At 60.9% G+C, this 17,087-nt stretch carries 16 protein-coding genes and 1 other annotated feature; of the genes, 12 read left to right on the top strand and 4 right to left on the bottom strand.

Annotation, left to right across the window (positions count from 1 at the left end; all coding sequences use genetic code 11):
• Positions 1-4: 4 nt before the first annotated feature.
• Positions 5-994 (top strand): aldo/keto reductase, encoded by a 990-nt coding sequence (locus C6558_RS06195; RefSeq protein ID WP_107026982.1) that lies wholly within the window; start codon positions 5-7, stop codon positions 992-994.
• Between the two features lie 59 nt (positions 995-1,053).
• A complete protein-coding gene (locus tag C6558_RS06190) occupies positions 1,054-1,596 on the top strand; it encodes a flavodoxin (protein WP_025430278.1) in 543 nt (180 codons plus the stop codon).
• Between the two features lie 170 nt (positions 1,597-1,766).
• Here C6558_RS06190 and C6558_RS06185 read toward each other — a convergent pair whose 3' ends face one another.
• From C6558_RS06185 to C6558_RS06175, 3 genes are all read right to left on the bottom strand, one after another.
• Positions 1,767-3,233, bottom strand: a complete 1,467-nt coding sequence (locus tag C6558_RS06185) for a SulP family inorganic anion transporter (protein ID WP_107026981.1) — start codon at positions 3,231-3,233, stop codon at positions 1,767-1,769.
• A 70-nt stretch (positions 3,234-3,303) separates the two neighbouring features.
• Positions 3,304-3,359: a sequence feature (sul1 is cis-regulatory element that is thought to sense ions involved in sulfur or methionine metabolism; They are found in Alphaproteobacteria), on the bottom strand.
• 317 nt (positions 3,360-3,676) lie between these two features.
• Positions 3,677-3,973, bottom strand: coding sequence for a PRC-barrel domain-containing protein (locus C6558_RS06180; RefSeq protein WP_082523550.1), 297 nt, complete (start codon positions 3,971-3,973; stop codon positions 3,677-3,679).
• Positions 3,974-4,154: 181 nt separating this feature from the next.
• Entirely contained in the window at positions 4,155-4,403 is a 249-nt protein-coding gene (locus tag C6558_RS06175) for a hypothetical protein (protein WP_057207172.1), read from the bottom strand.
• A gap of 510 nt (positions 4,404-4,913) precedes the next feature.
• On the opposite strand from C6558_RS06175, the gene C6558_RS06165 reads away from it, so the two are divergent.
• Complete coding sequence (locus C6558_RS06165) at positions 4,914-5,159, top strand: hypothetical protein (protein ID WP_057207325.1); 246 nt, start codon at positions 4,914-4,916, stop codon at positions 5,157-5,159.
• Between the two features lie 1,107 nt (positions 5,160-6,266).
• Here C6558_RS06165 and C6558_RS06160 read toward each other — a convergent pair.
• Positions 6,267-7,301, bottom strand: a complete 1,035-nt coding sequence (locus tag C6558_RS06160; RefSeq protein WP_057207174.1) for an AraC family transcriptional regulator — start codon at positions 7,299-7,301, stop codon at positions 6,267-6,269.
• A 162-nt stretch (positions 7,302-7,463) separates the two neighbouring features.
• On the opposite strand from C6558_RS06160, the gene C6558_RS06155 reads away from it, so the two are divergent.
• The 9 genes from C6558_RS06155 to C6558_RS06115 all read left to right on the top strand — a co-directional run bounded on the left by C6558_RS06155 (position 7,464) and on the right by C6558_RS06115 (position 17,087).
• Positions 7,464-8,330 (top strand): sugar phosphate isomerase/epimerase, encoded by an 867-nt coding sequence (locus C6558_RS06155; RefSeq protein ID WP_158071660.1) that lies wholly within the window; start codon positions 7,464-7,466, stop codon positions 8,328-8,330.
• 7 nt (positions 8,331-8,337) lie between these two features.
• Entirely contained in the window at positions 8,338-9,186 is an 849-nt protein-coding gene (locus C6558_RS06150) for a sugar phosphate isomerase/epimerase (RefSeq protein ID WP_057207175.1), read from the top strand.
• The gene (locus tag C6558_RS06145; RefSeq protein ID WP_057207326.1) at positions 9,183-10,697 is read left to right on the top strand and encodes a sugar ABC transporter ATP-binding protein; all 1,515 of its coding nucleotides are present in this window, start codon (positions 9,183-9,185) and stop codon (positions 10,695-10,697) included. Before C6558_RS06150 ends, C6558_RS06145 begins: the two co-directional genes overlap by 4 nt.
• Complete coding sequence (locus tag C6558_RS06140) at positions 10,694-11,674, top strand: ABC transporter permease (RefSeq protein ID WP_057207176.1); 981 nt, start codon at positions 10,694-10,696, stop codon at positions 11,672-11,674. The genes C6558_RS06145 and C6558_RS06140 overlap by 4 nt, the downstream gene beginning before the upstream one ends.
• Entirely contained in the window at positions 11,671-12,672 is a 1,002-nt protein-coding gene (locus tag C6558_RS06135) for an ABC transporter permease (RefSeq protein WP_107026979.1), read from the top strand. Before C6558_RS06140 ends, C6558_RS06135 begins: the two co-directional genes overlap by 4 nt.
• A 62-nt stretch (positions 12,673-12,734) precedes the next feature.
• On the top strand, positions 12,735-13,859 hold the full coding sequence (locus tag C6558_RS06130; protein WP_057207178.1) for an ABC transporter substrate-binding protein: 1,125 nt from the start codon (positions 12,735-12,737) through the stop codon (positions 13,857-13,859).
• Between the two features lie 633 nt (positions 13,860-14,492).
• Positions 14,493-15,320 carry a phosphogluconate dehydrogenase C-terminal domain-containing protein gene (locus tag C6558_RS06125; protein WP_084814014.1) on the top strand — a complete coding sequence of 276 codons (828 nt, stop codon included), beginning with the start codon at positions 14,493-14,495 and terminating at the stop codon, positions 15,318-15,320.
• A 117-nt stretch (positions 15,321-15,437) separates the two neighbouring features.
• The gene (locus tag C6558_RS06120) at positions 15,438-16,379 is read left to right on the top strand and encodes a D-ribose ABC transporter substrate-binding protein (RefSeq protein WP_025430264.1); all 942 of its coding nucleotides are present in this window, start codon (positions 15,438-15,440) and stop codon (positions 16,377-16,379) included.
• 69 nt (positions 16,380-16,448) lie between these two features.
• Positions 16,449-17,087 (top strand): DUF2291 family protein, encoded by a 639-nt coding sequence (locus tag C6558_RS06115; RefSeq protein ID WP_057225907.1) that lies wholly within the window; start codon positions 16,449-16,451, stop codon positions 17,085-17,087.

Genomic DNA, 17,087 nt, shown 5'->3' with positions numbered 1-17,087 from the left:
AACAATGAAACACAGATATCTCGGAAATCTTGAAGTGTCGGCCCTAGGCCTTGGCTGCATGGGTATGACGGGCGTCTACGGCTCCGCTGGGGATAGGAGTGAGATGATCCAGCTCATCCACGACGCGCACGACCTGGGCGTGACGCTTTTCGACACGGCAGAAGCCTATGGACCTTTGACCAACGAGGAGTTGCTGGGGGAGGCGCTTCGACCGATCCGCGACAAGGTTGTCATTGCCACGAAGTTCGGCTTCGACATAGACCTTGAGACCGGCGCGCGCAGCGGCGGCACCAACAGCCGTCCCGAACATGTCAAGGCGGTGGCGGAGGCGGCGTTGAAGCGGCTGAAAACAGATCGCATCGACCTCTTCTATCAGCACCGTGTCGATCCGGCCGTGCCGATCGAAGACGTGGCCGGCGCCGTCAAGCAGCTTATCGCCGAAGGCAAGGTCAAGCACTTCGGTCTCTCGGAGGCCGGCGTCCAGACCATCCGCCGCGCCCATGCAGTCCAGCCCGTGACCGCGGTGCAGAGCGAATTCTCGCTGTTCTGGCGCGCACCGGAGGCCGAGCTTCTGCCAGCGCTCGAGCAACTTGGCATCGGCTTTGTTCCCTTCAGCCCGCTCGGCGCCGGTTTCCTCACCGGCAAGATAGACGAGAACACGGCTTTTGATCCGACGGATTTCCGCAACCACGTGCCGCGGTTCACACCCGAAGCGCGCAAGGCGAACATGGCGCTGGTGGGCGTGGTCAAGGCAGTGGCCGATCGCAAAGGTGCTACGCCCGCGCAGATCGCGCTCGCCTGGCTGTTGGCGAAAAAGCCCTGGGTCGTCCCGATTCCCGGCACCACCAAGCTCCATCGGTTGGAAGAAAACCTTGGAAGCGCCGATCTGGAGCTGGCGCCTAATGATCTTGCCGAGATCGATGCAGAGGTCTCCAAAATCGAGGTCCGTGGCGAGCGTCTTCCCGAAGCATCGCTCAAGATGACCGGGCTCTAATCAAAGGCAGGTGAACCGTCGTGACTGATTTCGGCAAGCCGACCCGGAGGGGCCTTCTCATGGCGCCGCTGTTCCTCACCCTTGCGGCGGGCAGCGCGTCCGCCACCGTGGCCCAACAGGGCAAGAAGCCGCTCGTGGCGGTGTTTTCGCGCAGCGGAAACACGCGGGTTGTCGCCCGGCAGGTCCGCCGTGCCCTGGGCGCAGATCTATTCGAGATCGAGCCGGAACAACCGTATCCCGACGACTATTTCGAGACGGTCGCGCAGGCGCAATCGGAACGCGATCAAGGCTATAAGCCGCCCTTGAGGGCGACGGTGGACAACGTCGCCAGCTATGCCACGATCTTCCTCGGTTTTCCGATCTGGGGCATGACGGCGCCTCCGGTGATACGGTCGTTTCTTTCCGCGCATGACCTATCGGGCAAAACCATTGTGCCACTCATCACCCATGGCGGTTACGGGCTTGGCGATAGCCTGTCGGTCCTCGCAACGCACGCGCCGACCGTGAACCTGGTCGAGGGCTTCTCCATGCAGGCGCCGCAGGAACGACAGACTATTGAAAGGGTGACAGACTGGCTCGACCGCTTGGGTGCCCCCAAGTGAGGTCGGATTTTTGCCCGAGATACTGGTTCTGGTACCGGCCGCCAGGTCGGCTTCGGCCACAAAAGCGTGACGATTGTGATGGCCGCTGTTGGCCGACAGAACCTTAACAAGAGCTGGCCATGGTCCTTGGCGTTCATGGCCAGCTCTTGTTGAGGATCAAATAATCTGGATCAGACCTCTTTAAGCTTCATCGCCCCATTCAGGCTCCCGATCAACGTGGCACTCGCCTCGTTCAGGCCCAATATATCCACGGCGATACCATGCGCCTTGTAACGTCCCACCACCTTGTCCAGAGCATCGACGGCGGTGATGTCCCAGAAGTGTGCCTGTGATACGTCGATCAGAACAGCCATGCCACTTGCCTCTTCTATATCGAATGCCTCGACGAAGATGTCGGCCGACGCGAAGAACACCTGGCCCAACACGCGATATGTCAAACGTCCGGCAGCAGCGTCGGCCGCGGTTTCAACCCGCAAGAGGCGCGCGACTTTGAACGTGAAGAAAACGCCACTTAGAAGGACGCCCACTGCCACGCCGAGTGCCAGGTTCGAGGTAGACACCGTGACGAGGACGGTCGCGATCATGACCGCGCTCGACACCTTGGGGTGAACGATCACACTGCGCAATGAAAGCCAATCGAACGTGTCGATCGACACCATTACCATGATGGCCACCAGTGCTGCGACCGGAACCTGAGACACCCATGGCTTCAGCAAGACCATCAGCACCAGCAGGAAGGCCCCGGCAAACAGCGTGGATAGTCGGCCGCGTCCGCCGTACTTCACGTTGCTGATGGTCTGGCCGATCATGCCGCAGCCTGCGATCCCGCCGAACAGGCTTGCCGCGGCATTTGCAATGCCGAGGCCCGTGCACTCCCTGTTCTTCGAACTCGGTGTTCCCGTCAGATCATCCACCACACTGGCAGTCATCATAGATTCAAGCAGGCCGACCATGGCGATGGCGAGCGCCGGCCCTGCGATAATCCTCAGCGTTTCCAGTGTCAGGGGAACGGTGGGCCAGCCAAAGATCGGAAGAGAGTCAGGCAACTTGCCGAGATCGGCAATGGTCATCACCGGGAGTTGTAACGAGATCGATACCAGGGTCAGAACCAAAATACAGATCAACGGCGATGGGATCGCCGTGGTGACCCTTGGGGCAAGGTAGATGACCGCAAGTCCTGCCGCCAGCATGCTGTAGGCAAGCCAGTCGCCGCCAATGATGTGCGGTAGCTGGGCTCCAAAGATCAGGATCGCAAGCGCGTTGACGAAGCCTGTGCGGACAGATTTCGAAACGAAACGCATGAGAACGCCGAGCCGGAGGAGCCCAAACAGTATCTGGAAGATGCCCGCGAGCAATCCGGCGGCAAAGAGATAGGGCAGCCCATGCGCGTGGACGAGGGGTGCTGCGACGAGCGCGACCGATCCTGCAGCAGCGGAAATCATGGCAGGACGCCCGCCCGTGAAAGCGATGACAATGCCGATGATGAAGGAGGCGAACAGGCCGACCTGAGGATCGACGCCGGCGACGAAAGAAAAGGCGATGACCTCGGGGATCAAGGCGAACGTCGCGACGGCCCCGGCGAGCATTTCGCGCATAGGGGCGGCGGACCAATCCCGACGGATGGAGGAAAAATGCATATGATGTGTTCTCGCAAAGCATGGCGAACGCGCTCGATCGAGCGGTTCTGAAGTTGGCATGCAGGTTTTGCGTGGTCTGGCGGATCGGCGGCCAGAAGAGCCACCCGGAGTTTCACCGGGTCCGTGGTGAGTGATTTTTTTATGACCTCATTTATTCCGCAATGCAACATGCAACGGAGCCTGCCGCGCATCGATTTGGGAGCTGCCGACCATGCTGGCTGTCGATGACCTCTGGTTCATCGCCGCTCAAGGCGTGAGTTTTGTGGCGGTCGGCGACATACGTTGCATCCGGCTATCTTCGTAGCGGACTTACCGTAGCTCCGTGAGGGAGTCCGCCAATGTGCGCACGTTGAACGAATGTGATCAGATCGGAGATATTCGCCGCCTGCGGTGCTTTTGACCACAGTCGGAGGAAGCCCGGCACATAGGCCGGGCTACAGTGGCTAATGGCGATGCTCGGGCATCTCCTTAAGCTGATCCTTGGTCCATGTCGTGATAGCGTGGACGTCGCCGTCCTCATCCCGCATGAAATCGAGATCGGTAAGGGGAACCGCGACCGGCTTGGCGCCTATGCCGAGGAAGCCGCCGACGTCAATGATAACGCTGCTGCCGGCGCCCGCTCCATGCACATGATCAACTTTGCCGACTTTATGGTCATCCGCTCCGTAAACTGTCGCACCTTCCAGGACTGCGGGCGTGAGTTCTGTGGCTGCGAGGCGGACGTGATTAGTGTGATCCATCTTCGTTTCTCCTTTGAAATGAACTGGTTAAACCTAATTGGAAGGAAAGTGTTCCATTCGAGCGCGATTGGTACTCTGCGTCTGAGTGCGATGGCGTGCCGCGCTTAACCCGCCGAGACGGGCGGACAGCGGCAAACAGACGCTGTTATCCACTACAGCGTTCCAAGCGCCAGCGCGCCTCCTACCGCCAATAGCCCTGCCTAGTGTCCTCGATCGACGATCGCCCCATAATGTAGCCGATCGCGAAGGCAAGGGCGCCGATCGTAAGCACCAAACCCGTTGCGGTATGTGGGTGGTCAGCGGCCGCAGCAGCCACAGCACTGGTTTCGCGCTTCACCACATCTCCCGCTGTCTTTGCTACTTTGCGAACGCCAGTAGGTGGTTCGGTGGGTGTGCCAGTGAAGCCGGCTGTAAGGTCATTCTTTGCCATGGAGTTTCTCCTTGTTGGTGTGAAGGAGGAACTGACAATGGGGTGGGGAGGTTCCACAAATGGCCGACCGGCCCTTATCAATGGCGGTGCCTCGTCTGCGTAGGGCTGCGGAGCACCCGAAAAGCCGGATTTTCGATTGAGAAGTTTTGGAACGATTTTCCGAACACGGGGTTCATATTTCAGGCGTTCTGTGACGTCACCATCTTCGGTTTGAGGAATGCAATGATTGATCCTCCAAATCAGCCCCCAGGCACATCCGAGCGGAAGGTCGAACTCGACCAGGCGGTTGACTACGCGGTGCAGCTCCTTGTCGAAGAAGCCCACTTGGTCGGATGGGGCCGTGTAGAATTTCTGACGGCTATTTTGGACGCAACCAGTGCCCGACTTGCCGCGGCGGAAGAAGAAACAGAGCTAGAGGCCGGCGGCGTCACATTGCCAAGGGCCGCATACCCGACCGATTAGAGAATGCGCTTTTTCTCAATGGCCGACGAGCCGCAAGAAAGGTCGAACATGACGATTGCGATTGAGGAAGATCCGCAGGCATGGCGCGAGGATCTTCGACTGCGACTTGAGGGGTTGGTAGACCTGTTCGTCGTGGCAGGCATTCAGCAGGAAGATGTTTTCGCCGCCATCCTTGAGGATGTCGATGGTCTGCGCAGCGCCTGGATCCGCGATCCAGACCCCGCAGACGACGACACAGCGAAGACCACTATTGATGAACCTTCAAACGATTGGCCTGCGGCCGAGGGAAGGTAATCGTCCTGTTTTCTAGGGTTCACCGGGTCGCGGATGGGGCTTTTCCTCGTTGTTTGCTGCCACTCATTTTGGTGGTCGAGGATGAGTATCTGATCCCTATTTGGCTGCATATGGCGTAGGTCATAGCCCAAACGGACAACTTGTTTCGGAAAACCCGTCGTCCTATAAAACTGGTATACGCGCATCTGTCGAGCATGAGATAACTCCACGCCGGCAATCGCGCACTGCTTTCGACTCGTGACCACGGATGTACTGGCACTAGTCTTGGAAGCGACAAAGAAAAAAGGTCGGAGCCAGCGCGCCCCGGCCTTTTTTGTTGGGCCCGATGCTTATATTTACTCCGACGCATGCGCCTCTATTGAGCGGCCGCCGTTGGCTGGCGGCGTCGCTGTTTCAGTCGTCGTCTTTCCCGGAAGCACAAGCTTAGTGGCTTGAGCCTACTCGCCACTTCGAACCCGTTCAATATAGCGCTTCCTGTCTTCCTCGGACGCACTAGCCGACATGTCCTGTCCGAGTTCGGCCCTTTGAGATAGCGGGAGCCATGGTCGATTAGGGTTCTCTCTAACCCATAGCTGTCTGGCACGTCTTTCAATTTCAGCGTCTTCCAACGTCTCCTCCTTCGATTTGAGTTCGAGTACCGCAGGGCTAGGCTCTTGCACGACTGACCTTGAATCCTTTGCAGACCAGCGGGCAACCCGAAGTATCCTGGCCTGATAAGGATCTACGTAGTGCAGACACTCGATTGCTTCGATAGGCCGCCGTCGTCGCAAGGCCGTTGAGGCGGAATTTGACGTTGTCGTCAGCTCGCAGGCAGTCAAAGCTACGACCTGACCAAACTCGTGCATCTGGATCGGCGCGGCAAGGGAAGGCTGTTCGCAAATTCCTGGCGTGGATCCAGGGCCAGGTGTGATTGCAGCCGAAGACGAGGACCAACCGGATAGGAAAAAAACGTCCCGCAACCGGTTTGATTCGTCGCTGATGGTCATCCTGGCCATGTCCGCGTAACGCTCGAGACGCCGGTCCTTCCAAAGCTCTCTTTGCGCATAGCGCCGGCGCCCCTGTGCCAACCAGATCTTCGTTCGGTAGGGGGATCCCTCCTGACGGAGCTCAGCTGGTCATCATCGTCTGCTGTCGCGGCGTCTCAATGGGCGAGAAGCCGAAGCGCTTCTTGTAGCAGGTGGCAAAATATTGGCTCGAGGAGAAGCCGCAGTCATAAGCAACGTTGGTGACGGACTGCTGGCCACTTTCGAGCAGTTGGCGCGCCGCGTTCAGGCGCAACATCTGCAAGTAGCGCACAGGCGTCATGTTGGTCAGCACCTGGCAATGCTGGGTGAACTGGGTGCGCGAGAGATTGCATTCGACAGCCATGTTCTCCAGGGTCCAGTCTTCGTCGAGGGCATGCCTCAAGCGCTTGAGGAAAATCTCGACCGTGCGCTTGGAACTTGCGAGTGCCAGATCCAGCACCGGCGCCTGGCTTTCCAGCATTTGGCGGAACTGGAGCAGCATCATCGAGATCAGCAGGCGCAGGCGCGCTTCGCCGCCATGGATGTCACGGCTCGCCACCACCTCGTGAATATCCATGAAGGTGCGCGCGACTTCGCGCGAGGCGAGATAGGAGATCTGCTCGTTCTTGGACAGAAGCTCGCTCAGCCGCCTGCGATCCCGTTCCGGCCAGCCGATCCAATCGGGCCAGAGCCAGGTTTCATGCGGGCGGCGCACGCCCATGTCCATCAGCACCCAGACGATATGGCTTGCGCCGATATTGGGGTCGCCGAGCGCATGCAATTGCCACGGCCGGACGACGAACATCTGGCCTTCGCTGAGCGTGGTCTTGCGGCCGTCCATCGTAATGGTGAGAGAGCCGCGTGCGAGATAGGCGATCTTGACGCCTTCGTTGCAATGTTCGCGCAGACCCCAGTCCTGCGGGTTCGTCGCATCCCAACCGCCGACGGAACAGACCTGCGGTAGGGCGTGGCCGAGGTCGATGCCCGGATAGCCGCGTCGCGTCCATGCGTTGAGTGAGACCTGTCCGGCAAGAGACGCCTTCATCAGGTCCTGGCAGTTCCCGGCATAGAGCAGGGCACCCGGCTCACGGAAAACCGCCGGCCGGCCGACGGCTCGCTCATTGTTGACTTTGCTCATCGTTCTCCCCCGCCGATGTTCAAAATTTACCAGTCCTCTATTTCGAACGCGGACGCTCCTTTATTGCGCAATGCTGCGTCATCATCAAGCGGCAAACGGAGGCGCTTCGTGATTTGTCGTTGAAACTCAACGGCATGGAGGAGAATCAGGGAGGATTTGCCGGTGCGGATAGGTTTCCACACGGACGCGTTCAACTCGGCCTATTGGTCGTTCGAAAAATGCTTGCAGTGGGCGAGCGACAACGATGTGCACTTCATCGAGTGTGGCCTGATAGACGGGGTCAGCTGGATTCATGGGCTCGGCTACCAGCCGCATGTCGCGCTTTACGAGGATCCCGCACTGCTGCGTCGGAAGATGGATCGCTACGGCGTGCGCTTCTCCCAGGTCGATGCCGCCTATCCGCTTTCCGGCGAAGATGGCCCGTTGCGCGGCGTGCCTTACGTGCTGAAATCGATTGCCTGGGCCGCGCAGGCCGGCAGCCCTTGCGTCGACACGACCGACGGGCTCCATATGCCGCCGGGGCTGAGCGAAGAAGAATCGATGGCGCTCATGAAGCGCAGCTACGAGAAGATCATCGAGGTCGCGGAAGCGCACGAAATCATCGTCAATATCGAGCCGCACGGGCATTTCACCACGCGCCCCGAATTCATGGAGCGCATGCTTGCCTTCGTCGATTCCCGATGGCTGCGCATGAACATGGACACCGGCAACACCTTCATCGCCGGTCAGGAGCCGACGGAGTTTCTGCCGCGCTTCGTCGACAAGGTCAGCCACGTTCACGTCAAGGATGTTTCGCAATCGCTCGCCGCTGCGGTTCGTGGCGGGCAGACCGGCATCGCGGTCAGCCATTGCGCGCTCGGCGATGGTGTCAATGCCGACAACATCAAGGCCTGCCTCGCGATACTGCGCGATCACGGCTACGACGGCGTGCTCAGCCTGGAATGCGAGGGAGCCGCCGGCCCGATGATCGAGAAATCCCTGTCTTGGATTCGCGCGACCTGCCGCGACCTCGGCATCAAGCTGCACTGAGCGCGCCATGAACCTAGGCATCAACCTTCTCTGTCTGACTGACTTCGTCGAGGACAGGCACTTGGCCAGCATCGGACGGCTGCGCGACCTCGGTTATGACGGGGTCGAGGTCCCGGTCCTTAAAGGTGCCGTCAGCCACTATGAGCGCCTGGGCAAGGAGCTCGACACGCTCGGCATCGGCCGATCGACCACGTCGATCGTTCCGACGCCGGACGCCAACCCGGTCAGTTGTGACGCGGACGTACGAGCGCGCGGCCTTGCCCATCTCGACTGGGCCCTGGATTGCGCCATCGCCCTTGGGGCCGAAAGTATGGGTGGGCCCTTCCATGCACCGATCGGGTTCTTCACCGGGGCCGGGGCCAGCGAGGACGAGCTCAAATACGGCGCCGACGCACATCGGGCACTGGCGGAGCGGGCTGCGGCAAACGGTATGCATCTGAGCCTCGAGCCCCTCAATCGCTTCGAGACCTATTACCTGAACACCATGGAGCAGGCCCGCTCCTATGTGGACCGGGTTGGGCATCCAGCCTTCAAAATCATGTACGACACCTTTCATGCCAACGTCGAAGAGCGTCGGCCGGAGGCGGCCATTCGCCTGATCGGCAGCGACATCGGCGTCTTTCACGTCTCCGAGAACGATCGTGGCATCCCGGGACGGGGACACATAGACTTCGCCGCAATGTTCAAGATCTTGAAGGAGATCGGTTATGACGGCTGGCTGACCCTTGAAGCATTCGGCGCCGGACTTCCAGCAATCGCGACGGCAACCCGCGTCTGGCGGCCGCTGTTTCCCGATTTCGAGACGCTCTTTTCCGAAAGCGCGACGTTCATTCGCAAGACATGGGCACAAGCATGACCATTCCTTCTCCCGCAATCGAGATGCGCGGCATCACCAAGAATTTTCCCGGCGTCAAAGCGCTGAAAGGTGTGAGCTTCGTTGCCTATCCGGGTGAGGTCCACGCACTGGCCGGCGAGAACGGCGCCGGCAAGTCTACGCTGATGAAGATCCTCTCCGGCGTCTACCGACTGGATGGCGGCGCCGTCGTCGTGGGCGGAGAGGAGCGACATTTCACTCATCCGCTCGATGCGATCCGCGCCGGCATCGCGGTGATCTACCAGGAATTCTCGCTACTACCCGAGCGCACCGTGGCGCAGAACATCTTTCTCGGCCGCGAGCCGACGCGGTTCGGCCTCGTCGACCACGGGGCGATGAACCAGGAGGCGCGACGCGTGCTCTCGCTGTTCGGCTCGTCGCATCGGATCGAACCCGACACGGTTGTCGCCGACCTCGATGTCGCAAGCCAGCAACTGGTCGAGATCGCCAAGGCGGTGTCGCTCGATGCACGGGTGATCGTGATGGACGAGCCGACTGCCGCCCTGAACGAGGCGGAATGCGAGGTGCTGTTCGGCCTCGTTGACACGCTGAAGATGAGGGGTGTGGCGATCGTCTATATCACGCACCGCATGCGCGAGATCACGCGGCTTGCCGATCGGGTGACTGTGCTGAAGGACGGCGAAACGGCCGCGAGCTTCGACGAAGTGCCGGAGCCCGATGTGATCGTACGCGCCATGGTCGGCCGCGATATCGGCGATTTCTATGCGGCGCCGGCGACGTCGCAGGAGATTGGTGATGCCGTGCTCTCCGTGCGCAATGCCGGCAACGAGCGGCTGAAGAACATTTCCTTCGAACTTCGCGCCGGCGAGATCGTCGGTTTTGCCGGATTGCAGGGGGCAGGGCGCGTTGCGCTCGCCCAGGCGATTTTCGGCTTTTCGCCCTTCATCAGGGGCGAGGTGCTGCTTGCCGGCAAGCCGGCGCGGTTCACCAACCCGCGCGACGCCATCCGCGCAGGCATCGGCCTTTTGCCGGGCGATCGCAAGGCCGAAGGGCTGGTGCTCATGCAGTCGGTCACGGACAATGGCATGCTGACGGCAAGGGCGCTGTCGGCTCTCGCGGGCAAGGCTGATGCGACCGCGTTCGCCTCCACTGAGGAGATGGATAGGCTGCTGCAGGACCTCGACGTGCGCGCGGGCAGCTTTTCCCAGGAAATCAAGGCGCTCTCCGGCGGAAACCAGCAGAAGGCAATTGTCGCGCGCTGGCTGGCTCTGGCGCCACGCTTGCTGATCTTCATCGAGCCGACGCGCGGCATCGACGTCAATGCCAAGGCCGGCATCTACCACCTCATGCGCGATCTCGCCCGCAAGGGTACGGCGATCATGATGATTTCGTCCGACCTGCCGGAGGTGCTCGGTGCTGCCGACCGCATCCTCGTTATGCGCGCCGGCGAACTGGTGGCAGCGTTCCAGCGCGGCGTGTCGGAAGCCGATGTCATGCTCGCTGCAACCGGCGAAGAGGCGGTGGCGGCATGAACACGGCGATCTTCACCAAACGCCCCACTTCGCGCATTGAGCGCTATTCGCCGGCCCTGCTGCTCGCTGCCGCGCTTCTGATCTACATCGCTATCGCGCTCAGCCTTGGTTTGACGCGGTTCCTGACACCGGAAGCGGCGATCTCCATCCTCAACCGCTCCATCGCGCTCGGCATGACCGCTGTCGGCCAGACCTTCGCCATTCTCGTCGGCTCGATAGACCTGTCGGTGGCGCATCTCATTTCCGCGTCGGCGGTGGTCTCGTCGGCGATCATGAACGGTGATCCGGCGATGATGGTGCCTGCCGTCCTCGCGGTGCTGCTGATGGGTGTTCTGGTCGGCACGTTGAACGGGCTGCTGATTATCAGGCTGGAGGTCAATCCGCTCATCGCGACGCTGGGCATGGCGCTCATCATTCAGGGTTGCCTTGCTTCCTTCCACGGCAAGTTCGCAGGTTCGGTCCCGGATGCGTTCCAGTTCTTCGCCTATGGCACTGTGCTGGGATTGCCATTCAGCCTCATCATGCTGGCGCTGGTCGTTCTTGCTGCCTGGGTCCTGCTGCGGTTCACTCGCTTCGGGTCCAACATCTACTCAGTCGGCGGCAATCGCGACACCGCGCGTGCAGCGGGCATCAAGACGGGCCGCGTGGTGATGGCGAGCCATATCATCTGCAGCCTGTGTGCGTCACTGGCGGGCCTTTATCTCGCAAGTCGCCTGAAGTCCGGTTCGCCCTGGATCGGCACGGAGGGTGCATACGACCTGGAATCGATCGCCGTCGTGGTCATCGGCGGGACGATCCTCTCCGGCGGCAAGGGCGGGATCTGGGGCACCGTCGCGGGCGTCATCATCTTCTCGCTGATCGACTCCATCTTTAATCTCGCCGGCGTCGACGCCTTCGCCAAGCAGGTGATGCGTGGCATCATCATTGTCGCAGCCGTCGCCTTCTACGCCGTGCGTTCGAAGAGGATAGTGGCATGATTCAGCAAACCATCGGCTCTGCAGAGACGCCCGGCACCTCGAGAAGCGGCCGCTTCCCGAAGATCAATCCCGTCTTCTTCGTGCTTGCAGCCCTGCTCGTCGCCATCACGCTGTCGAACCCGAACTTCGTCGAGCCCCCCGGATACATGAATTTCCTGAAGCGTGCCGCGCCGCTGGCGATCCTCGCCGTCGGCCAGATCTATGTCATCGTCTCTGGTGGATTCGATCTCTCGGTCGGCTCGCTGATCACGCTGACAGTGGTCGGTTCATCGATGCTGCTTAACAACAATGCCGATGCGACATGGTGGGTGATCCCTGTCATGTACGCTGTCGGGCTCGCTGTCGGCGTGATCAACGGTCTCGTCGTCAGCTTTCTGAGGGTCCCCTCGCTGATTGCCACACTCGGCATGATGATTACTCTGAACGGTGCAGCCTTCATGTGGTCGAGCGGATCGCCGCGCGGCTACCTGCCCGAGACTTTCCGCTTCTTCGGGCGCGTCAATATCCAGGGCATTCCGCTCATTCAGTTCCTGCCGGTTGCGCTGCTGGTGCTGCTTTCGGTCGGCATATGCCTGTTCTGGCTCATGCATCGCACCAATCTCGGCCGCATGCTGCATGCGATCGGCGACAATCCGCGGGCGGCGCAGATGTCGGGCGTCCCGCTCGAGCGGGTTCGCATCACCGCCTTCGTCGTGTCGTCGCTGAGCGCCGTGACGGCCGGCATTCTGCTCGGCGGTTTTGCGGGCGTCTCGACAGATGTCGGCGTCGGCTACGAGCTGCAGGCGATCACGGCTTGCGTCATCGGTGGTGCGCAGCTTCTCGGCGGGCGTGGCTCGGTGCCCGCGTCGATCGCCGGCGCGTTGACGCTGACTGCGATCTTCACGCTGCTCAATTTCATTGGCTTGCCGAAACCGGTGCGCGATGTCGTGCAGGGCGTGATCCTGATCGTCGCCGTCGTGCTTGCCACCTATCGGCGCAACCGCGCCGGTGGGACCTGAGTTTCGTCGGCCGAAGGGCCGTCGGGAGGAACTGAAAAATCATGATCAAATGGGAGTGAGACATGAAAAGACTGCTGACCGCCACCCTTTCGGCTGCCCTCATCGCCAGCACCGCGCAGGCCCAACAGCTGAACTTCGACGATCCTGCCGAGTTCGCCAGGCAGCGCGAGCTCTTGACGGCAAAGGCCAACGGCCCGGGTGGGGAGCCGTGGGCGCAATATTACGGTGACCAAATGGCCGACACCGCAAAGTTCAAGAAGGATGGTCCCTACACGATCTGCTTCTCGAACGCCGGGGTCAACAATGCCTGGCGCGTGACCGGCTGGACGAACATGCAGGCTGAAGTGAAGCTCCATCCGGAAATCAAGGAGCTCATCCATGTCGATGCCGAAGGCTCCGACGACAAGCAGATCTCCGACATCGACGATCTGATCAATGGCGGCAAATGCTCGGCTCTGATCGTCTCGCCGAACACGACCGCGGCGCTGACCCCGGCCGTCGAGAAGGCCTGTGCCAAGCTGCCCGTCATCGTCTTCGATCGCGGCGTCAACACAAAATGCCCGGTCACTTTCATCCACCCGGTCGGCGGTTATGGCTTCGGCATCCAGGCAGGCGAATTCGTGGCGGCCAATGCGCCGGCCGGCGCCAACGTGCTGATGCTGCGCATCGTGCCCGGCGTCGACGTACTGGAGACCCGTGCGTCCGCCGCCAAGCACATCTTCAAGGAAAAGGGGCTGAACGTCATCGGCGAGGAGTTCACCGAGGGCGACAACGCCAAGACCAAGTCGATCGTCGAGGACTATCTGCAGCGCGGCACGATCGACGCGGTCTGGATGGATGCCGGCGCCACCGCCGTTGCAGCGCTGGAGGCTTTCGAAGATTCCGGTCTGCCCCTGCCTGTTATCACCGGGGAGGACCAGCAGGACTTTCTGATGAAATGGAAGGCCGAAGGCTTCAAGGCGATTGCGCCGACCTACCCGACCTATCAGTGGCGCACGCCCATCATTGCGGCCGTGAACGTGCTGAAGGGTGAACCGGTCCCGGGTCCGGAATGGGTGATGCCGCAGCCGGCGATCACAGCCGAGACGCTCGACCAGTACGTCAACGACAAGATGCCGCCGCTACATCATGCCATGTGCGGCTGCGAAAAGCTGCCCGACTATCCGGCAGCATGGGGTGGTCAGTAAGAAGAAGAGGGGCTGCGCGACAGCGCGGCCCCTTCCGTCGTCTCCCTCGCTGGACCGGTCCATAGAGACGACGTTCCTCGGCCCGCGAATTGCCGGGTACAGGCCGACCGGAAATCTGAACGCGGCCATACCATCATAGCGCTGGCCGGTTACAGAGCGAAAAGGTGACGCCTTTTGCGCCCAGCCTGTCAATGTCACCAACGCCAGCCCCTTTGCTATAACCTCCGCGTCGCCGAAGGCCGATGCCACGTTGGTTGCGTCCGTCCTCACGACGACTTGTCCCAGCTGTTTCAGGTCAAGCCACGCTCCGCCAGGCGACGGCCGCCGAGTACGCCTGCGTTCTTCGGTGAGCAGTTGCGGATCAGCCCAGAGGGTTTCAGTGCTTTGGTAGTCGAACGTCTGTGATGCGGCCCCTCTTGTGGGCAGGCCTTGTGCAGGCAGATGCCTCTACCCGGCTTGCAATCGAGCCGTCCTATTGCCGGCGCGGTTTCGCAGATCTCGATAACATGTATCTTATGATACCTGTTGACATGTTATACCAGTTGAGAAATATAGACCTACGCCGGGATCGGCGGAGGAACGTTTCGGCTGGACGAGATTGGCTCCGGTCACTTGCATTTAGGGAGGTCTTCGATGACATCGATCGCGCTGTTCGGTGCCGGTGGCAAAATGGGCTATCGGCTCGCCAAGAATCTGAAGGGTTCGCGCTTCGATGTCCGGCATGTCGAAGTGAGCGACACCGGCAAGGCGCGCCTTTCGAAGGATCTCGGCATCGCCTGCGTTTCCGCCGATGAGGGCCTAGATGGTGCCGATGTCGTCATTCTTGCGGTTCCGGATACTGCGATCGGCAAGGTCGCGGCCGGCATTGCCGGCAGGCTGAAGCCGGGCATGATGGTCGTGGCGCTCGATGCCGCGGCCCCATTTGCCGGCCATTTGCCCGAGCGCGCGGACCTTACCTATTTCGTCACGCATCCCTGCCATCCGCCGATCTTCAATGACGAGACGGATCCAGCGGCCAAGCGCGATTTCTTTGGCGGCATCGCGGCCAAGCAGCACATCGTTTCCGCTCTGATGCAGGGTCCGGAAAGTGCCTATGCGCTCGGCGAAGAGATCGCCAAGGTCATCTGGGCGCCGGTCATGCGCTCGCACCGCGTCACCGTCGAGCAGATGGCGCTGCTGGAGCCGGGCCTGTCCGAAACGGTCTGCGCTTCGCTGCTCGTCGTTATGCGCGAAGCAATGGACGAATGCGTGCGCCGCGGCGTTGCCAAGGAGGCTGCCCGCGACTTCCTGCTCGGCCACATGAACGTGCTCGGCGCCGTGATCTTCGAGGAGACACCGGGCGTCTTCTCCGATGCCTGCAACAAGGCGATCGAGTTCGGAAAGCCCGTGCTCATGAAGGACGACTGGAAGCGCGTGTTCGAGCCCGCGGAAATCGCCGCGAGCATCCAGCGCATCACCTGATTTACGGCGGGCTTGGTCCGCGCTGACGGCGCCACGCGCCGGCAAAGAATCGCACCGGGAGGCCATTTTCAATGGGGGGATGGCCGAAGGAGACCGGGGCTAACTGGGAGGAGAAACATGAACATTACCCGTAGACTGATCACTATCGGTTTTGCTGCCGTCATGGCGGCTGGCGTTGCCATGCCGTCGTTTGCTGCCGATCTCATCGCGATCATCACGCCGAGCCACGACAACCCGTTCTTCAAGGCGGAAGCCGTAGGCGCGGAAGCCAAGGCCAAGGAGCTCGGCTACGAGACACTGGTTCTCGTTCATGACGACGACGCCAACAAGCAGTCGCAACTCATCGATACGGCAATCGGCCGCGGCGCCAAGGCGATCATCCTCGACAATGCCGGCTCGGAAGCCTCGATCGCCGCCGTAAAGAAGGCCAAGGATGCGGGCATCCCCTCCTTCCTGATCGACCGTGAAATCAACGCCACGGGCGTCGCTGTTTCCCAGATCGTCTCGAACAACTACCAGGGCGCGCAGCTTGGTGCCGAAGAGTTCGTCAAGCTGATGGGCGAGAAGGGTAACTATGTCGAGCTGCTCGGCCGCGAAGCCGACCTCAATGCCGGCATCCGCTCCAAGGGCTATCACGACGTCATGGACGAATATACGGACATGAAGATGGTCGCCCAGCAGTCGGCCAACTGGAGCCAGACCGAAGGCTACTCCAAGATGGAGACCATCCTTCAGGCCAATCCGGACATCCAGGGCGTGATCGCCGGCAACGACACGATGGCAATGGGCGCGATCGCGGCTCTGCAGGCTGCCGGTCGCAAGGACGTTATCGTCGTCGGTTTCGACGGGTCGAACGATGTGCGCGACTCGATCAAGGCGGGCGGCATCAAGGCAACTGTCATGCAGCCGGCCTATGCCCAGGCCCAGCTCGCCGTTACCCAGGCGCATGAGTACATCACGACCGGCAAGGCGCCGGCCGAAGAAAAGCAGCTGATGGACTGCGTGCTGATCACAGCGGACAACGCCGGCAAGCTCGAAACCTTCGCGCTCTCCGAATAATCCTCTCGCAATGGCGCGAGGCAGGGGAAAACCCTGCCTCGCGTTTGCTGTTTATGACGGAGAATGGGAATGCTGAGGTTTCAGGCTGCCTGTACACTCATGCTTGCCGGCGCGCTTGCGCTTAGCGGCTGCAAATTCGTCAAGACCGAGGACGAACAGAAGCAAGCGGCGGCAGGCGCCTTCAATCCCGACAGGCTGGTCGCCGACATTTGGGACGCGAAGGTCGTACCCTATCTCGACGAGCGTGCAGGCGCGTTCAAGGATGTCACCGCTCTTGCCGCAAACAATCTGGACGCGGCGGCGGAAAAATACGGCCACAAGGAAAAGCAGGGCAACGCGCCATGGACCTTTGCCGCCAAGGTCGACGGCGTGATCGTCGCCGAGGAGACGAAATCACGCGCGGCCTACGTTGATGTGGACGTGGACGGCGACAAGAAGGCGGACGTGCGCGTCTCGATCGGCCCGGCCATCCGCGGCACGGCGTTGCGCGACAGCCTGAAATTCGTGAACTTCAACGAGTTCAAGAACCAGATCGAATGGGCGCAGTACGGAAAGGCCTTCAACACCCATGTGAACCGCGCCTTGCTTGAAAAGCTTTCGCGCGAAGGGCTCACCGGCAAGACGCTCAAAGCGACCGGCGCTTATCCGCTGCCGGCCAAGGGTCAGTTGCCGCAATTCGTGCCTGCCACCATCACCGTGGGAGGTTGA

Origin of the sequence: Ensifer sp. NM-2, assembly GCF_003024455.1 — a bacterium.
GTDB classification, from domain to species: domain Bacteria; phylum Pseudomonadota; class Alphaproteobacteria; order Rhizobiales; family Rhizobiaceae; genus Ensifer; species Ensifer canadensis.
This window is presented reverse-complemented; position numbering and strand designations above follow the sequence as displayed.

Coding starts and splice junctions, on each gene's coding strand:
- C6558_RS06125 (WP_084814014.1), top strand. CDS start 14,493: ATGACATCGATCGCGCTGTTCGGTGCCGGTGGCAAAATGGGCTATCGG.
- C6558_RS06180 (WP_082523550.1), bottom strand. CDS start 3,973: ATGGATCACACTAATCACGTCCGCCTCGCAGCCACAGAACTCACGCCC.
- C6558_RS06195 (WP_107026982.1), top strand. CDS start 5: ATGAAACACAGATATCTCGGAAATCTTGAAGTGTCGGCCCTAGGCCTT.
- C6558_RS06175 (WP_057207172.1), bottom strand. CDS start 4,403: ATGGCAAAGAATGACCTTACAGCCGGCTTCACTGGCACACCCACCGAA.
- C6558_RS06145 (WP_057207326.1), top strand. CDS start 9,183: ATGACCATTCCTTCTCCCGCAATCGAGATGCGCGGCATCACCAAGAAT.
- C6558_RS06115 (WP_057225907.1), top strand. CDS start 16,449: ATGCTGAGGTTTCAGGCTGCCTGTACACTCATGCTTGCCGGCGCGCTT.
- C6558_RS06190 (WP_025430278.1), top strand. CDS start 1,054: ATGGCGCCGCTGTTCCTCACCCTTGCGGCGGGCAGCGCGTCCGCCACC.
- C6558_RS06160 (WP_057207174.1), bottom strand. CDS start 7,301: ATGAGCAAAGTCAACAATGAGCGAGCCGTCGGCCGGCCGGCGGTTTTC.
- C6558_RS06185 (WP_107026981.1), bottom strand. CDS start 3,233: ATGCATTTTTCCTCCATCCGTCGGGATTGGTCCGCCGCCCCTATGCGC.
- C6558_RS06150 (WP_057207175.1), top strand. CDS start 8,338: ATGAACCTAGGCATCAACCTTCTCTGTCTGACTGACTTCGTCGAGGAC.
- C6558_RS06130 (WP_057207178.1), top strand. CDS start 12,735: ATGAAAAGACTGCTGACCGCCACCCTTTCGGCTGCCCTCATCGCCAGC.
- C6558_RS06120 (WP_025430264.1), top strand. CDS start 15,438: ATGAACATTACCCGTAGACTGATCACTATCGGTTTTGCTGCCGTCATG.
- C6558_RS06140 (WP_057207176.1), top strand. CDS start 10,694: ATGAACACGGCGATCTTCACCAAACGCCCCACTTCGCGCATTGAGCGC.
- C6558_RS06135 (WP_107026979.1), top strand. CDS start 11,671: ATGATTCAGCAAACCATCGGCTCTGCAGAGACGCCCGGCACCTCGAGA.
- C6558_RS06165 (WP_057207325.1), top strand. CDS start 4,914: ATGACGATTGCGATTGAGGAAGATCCGCAGGCATGGCGCGAGGATCTT.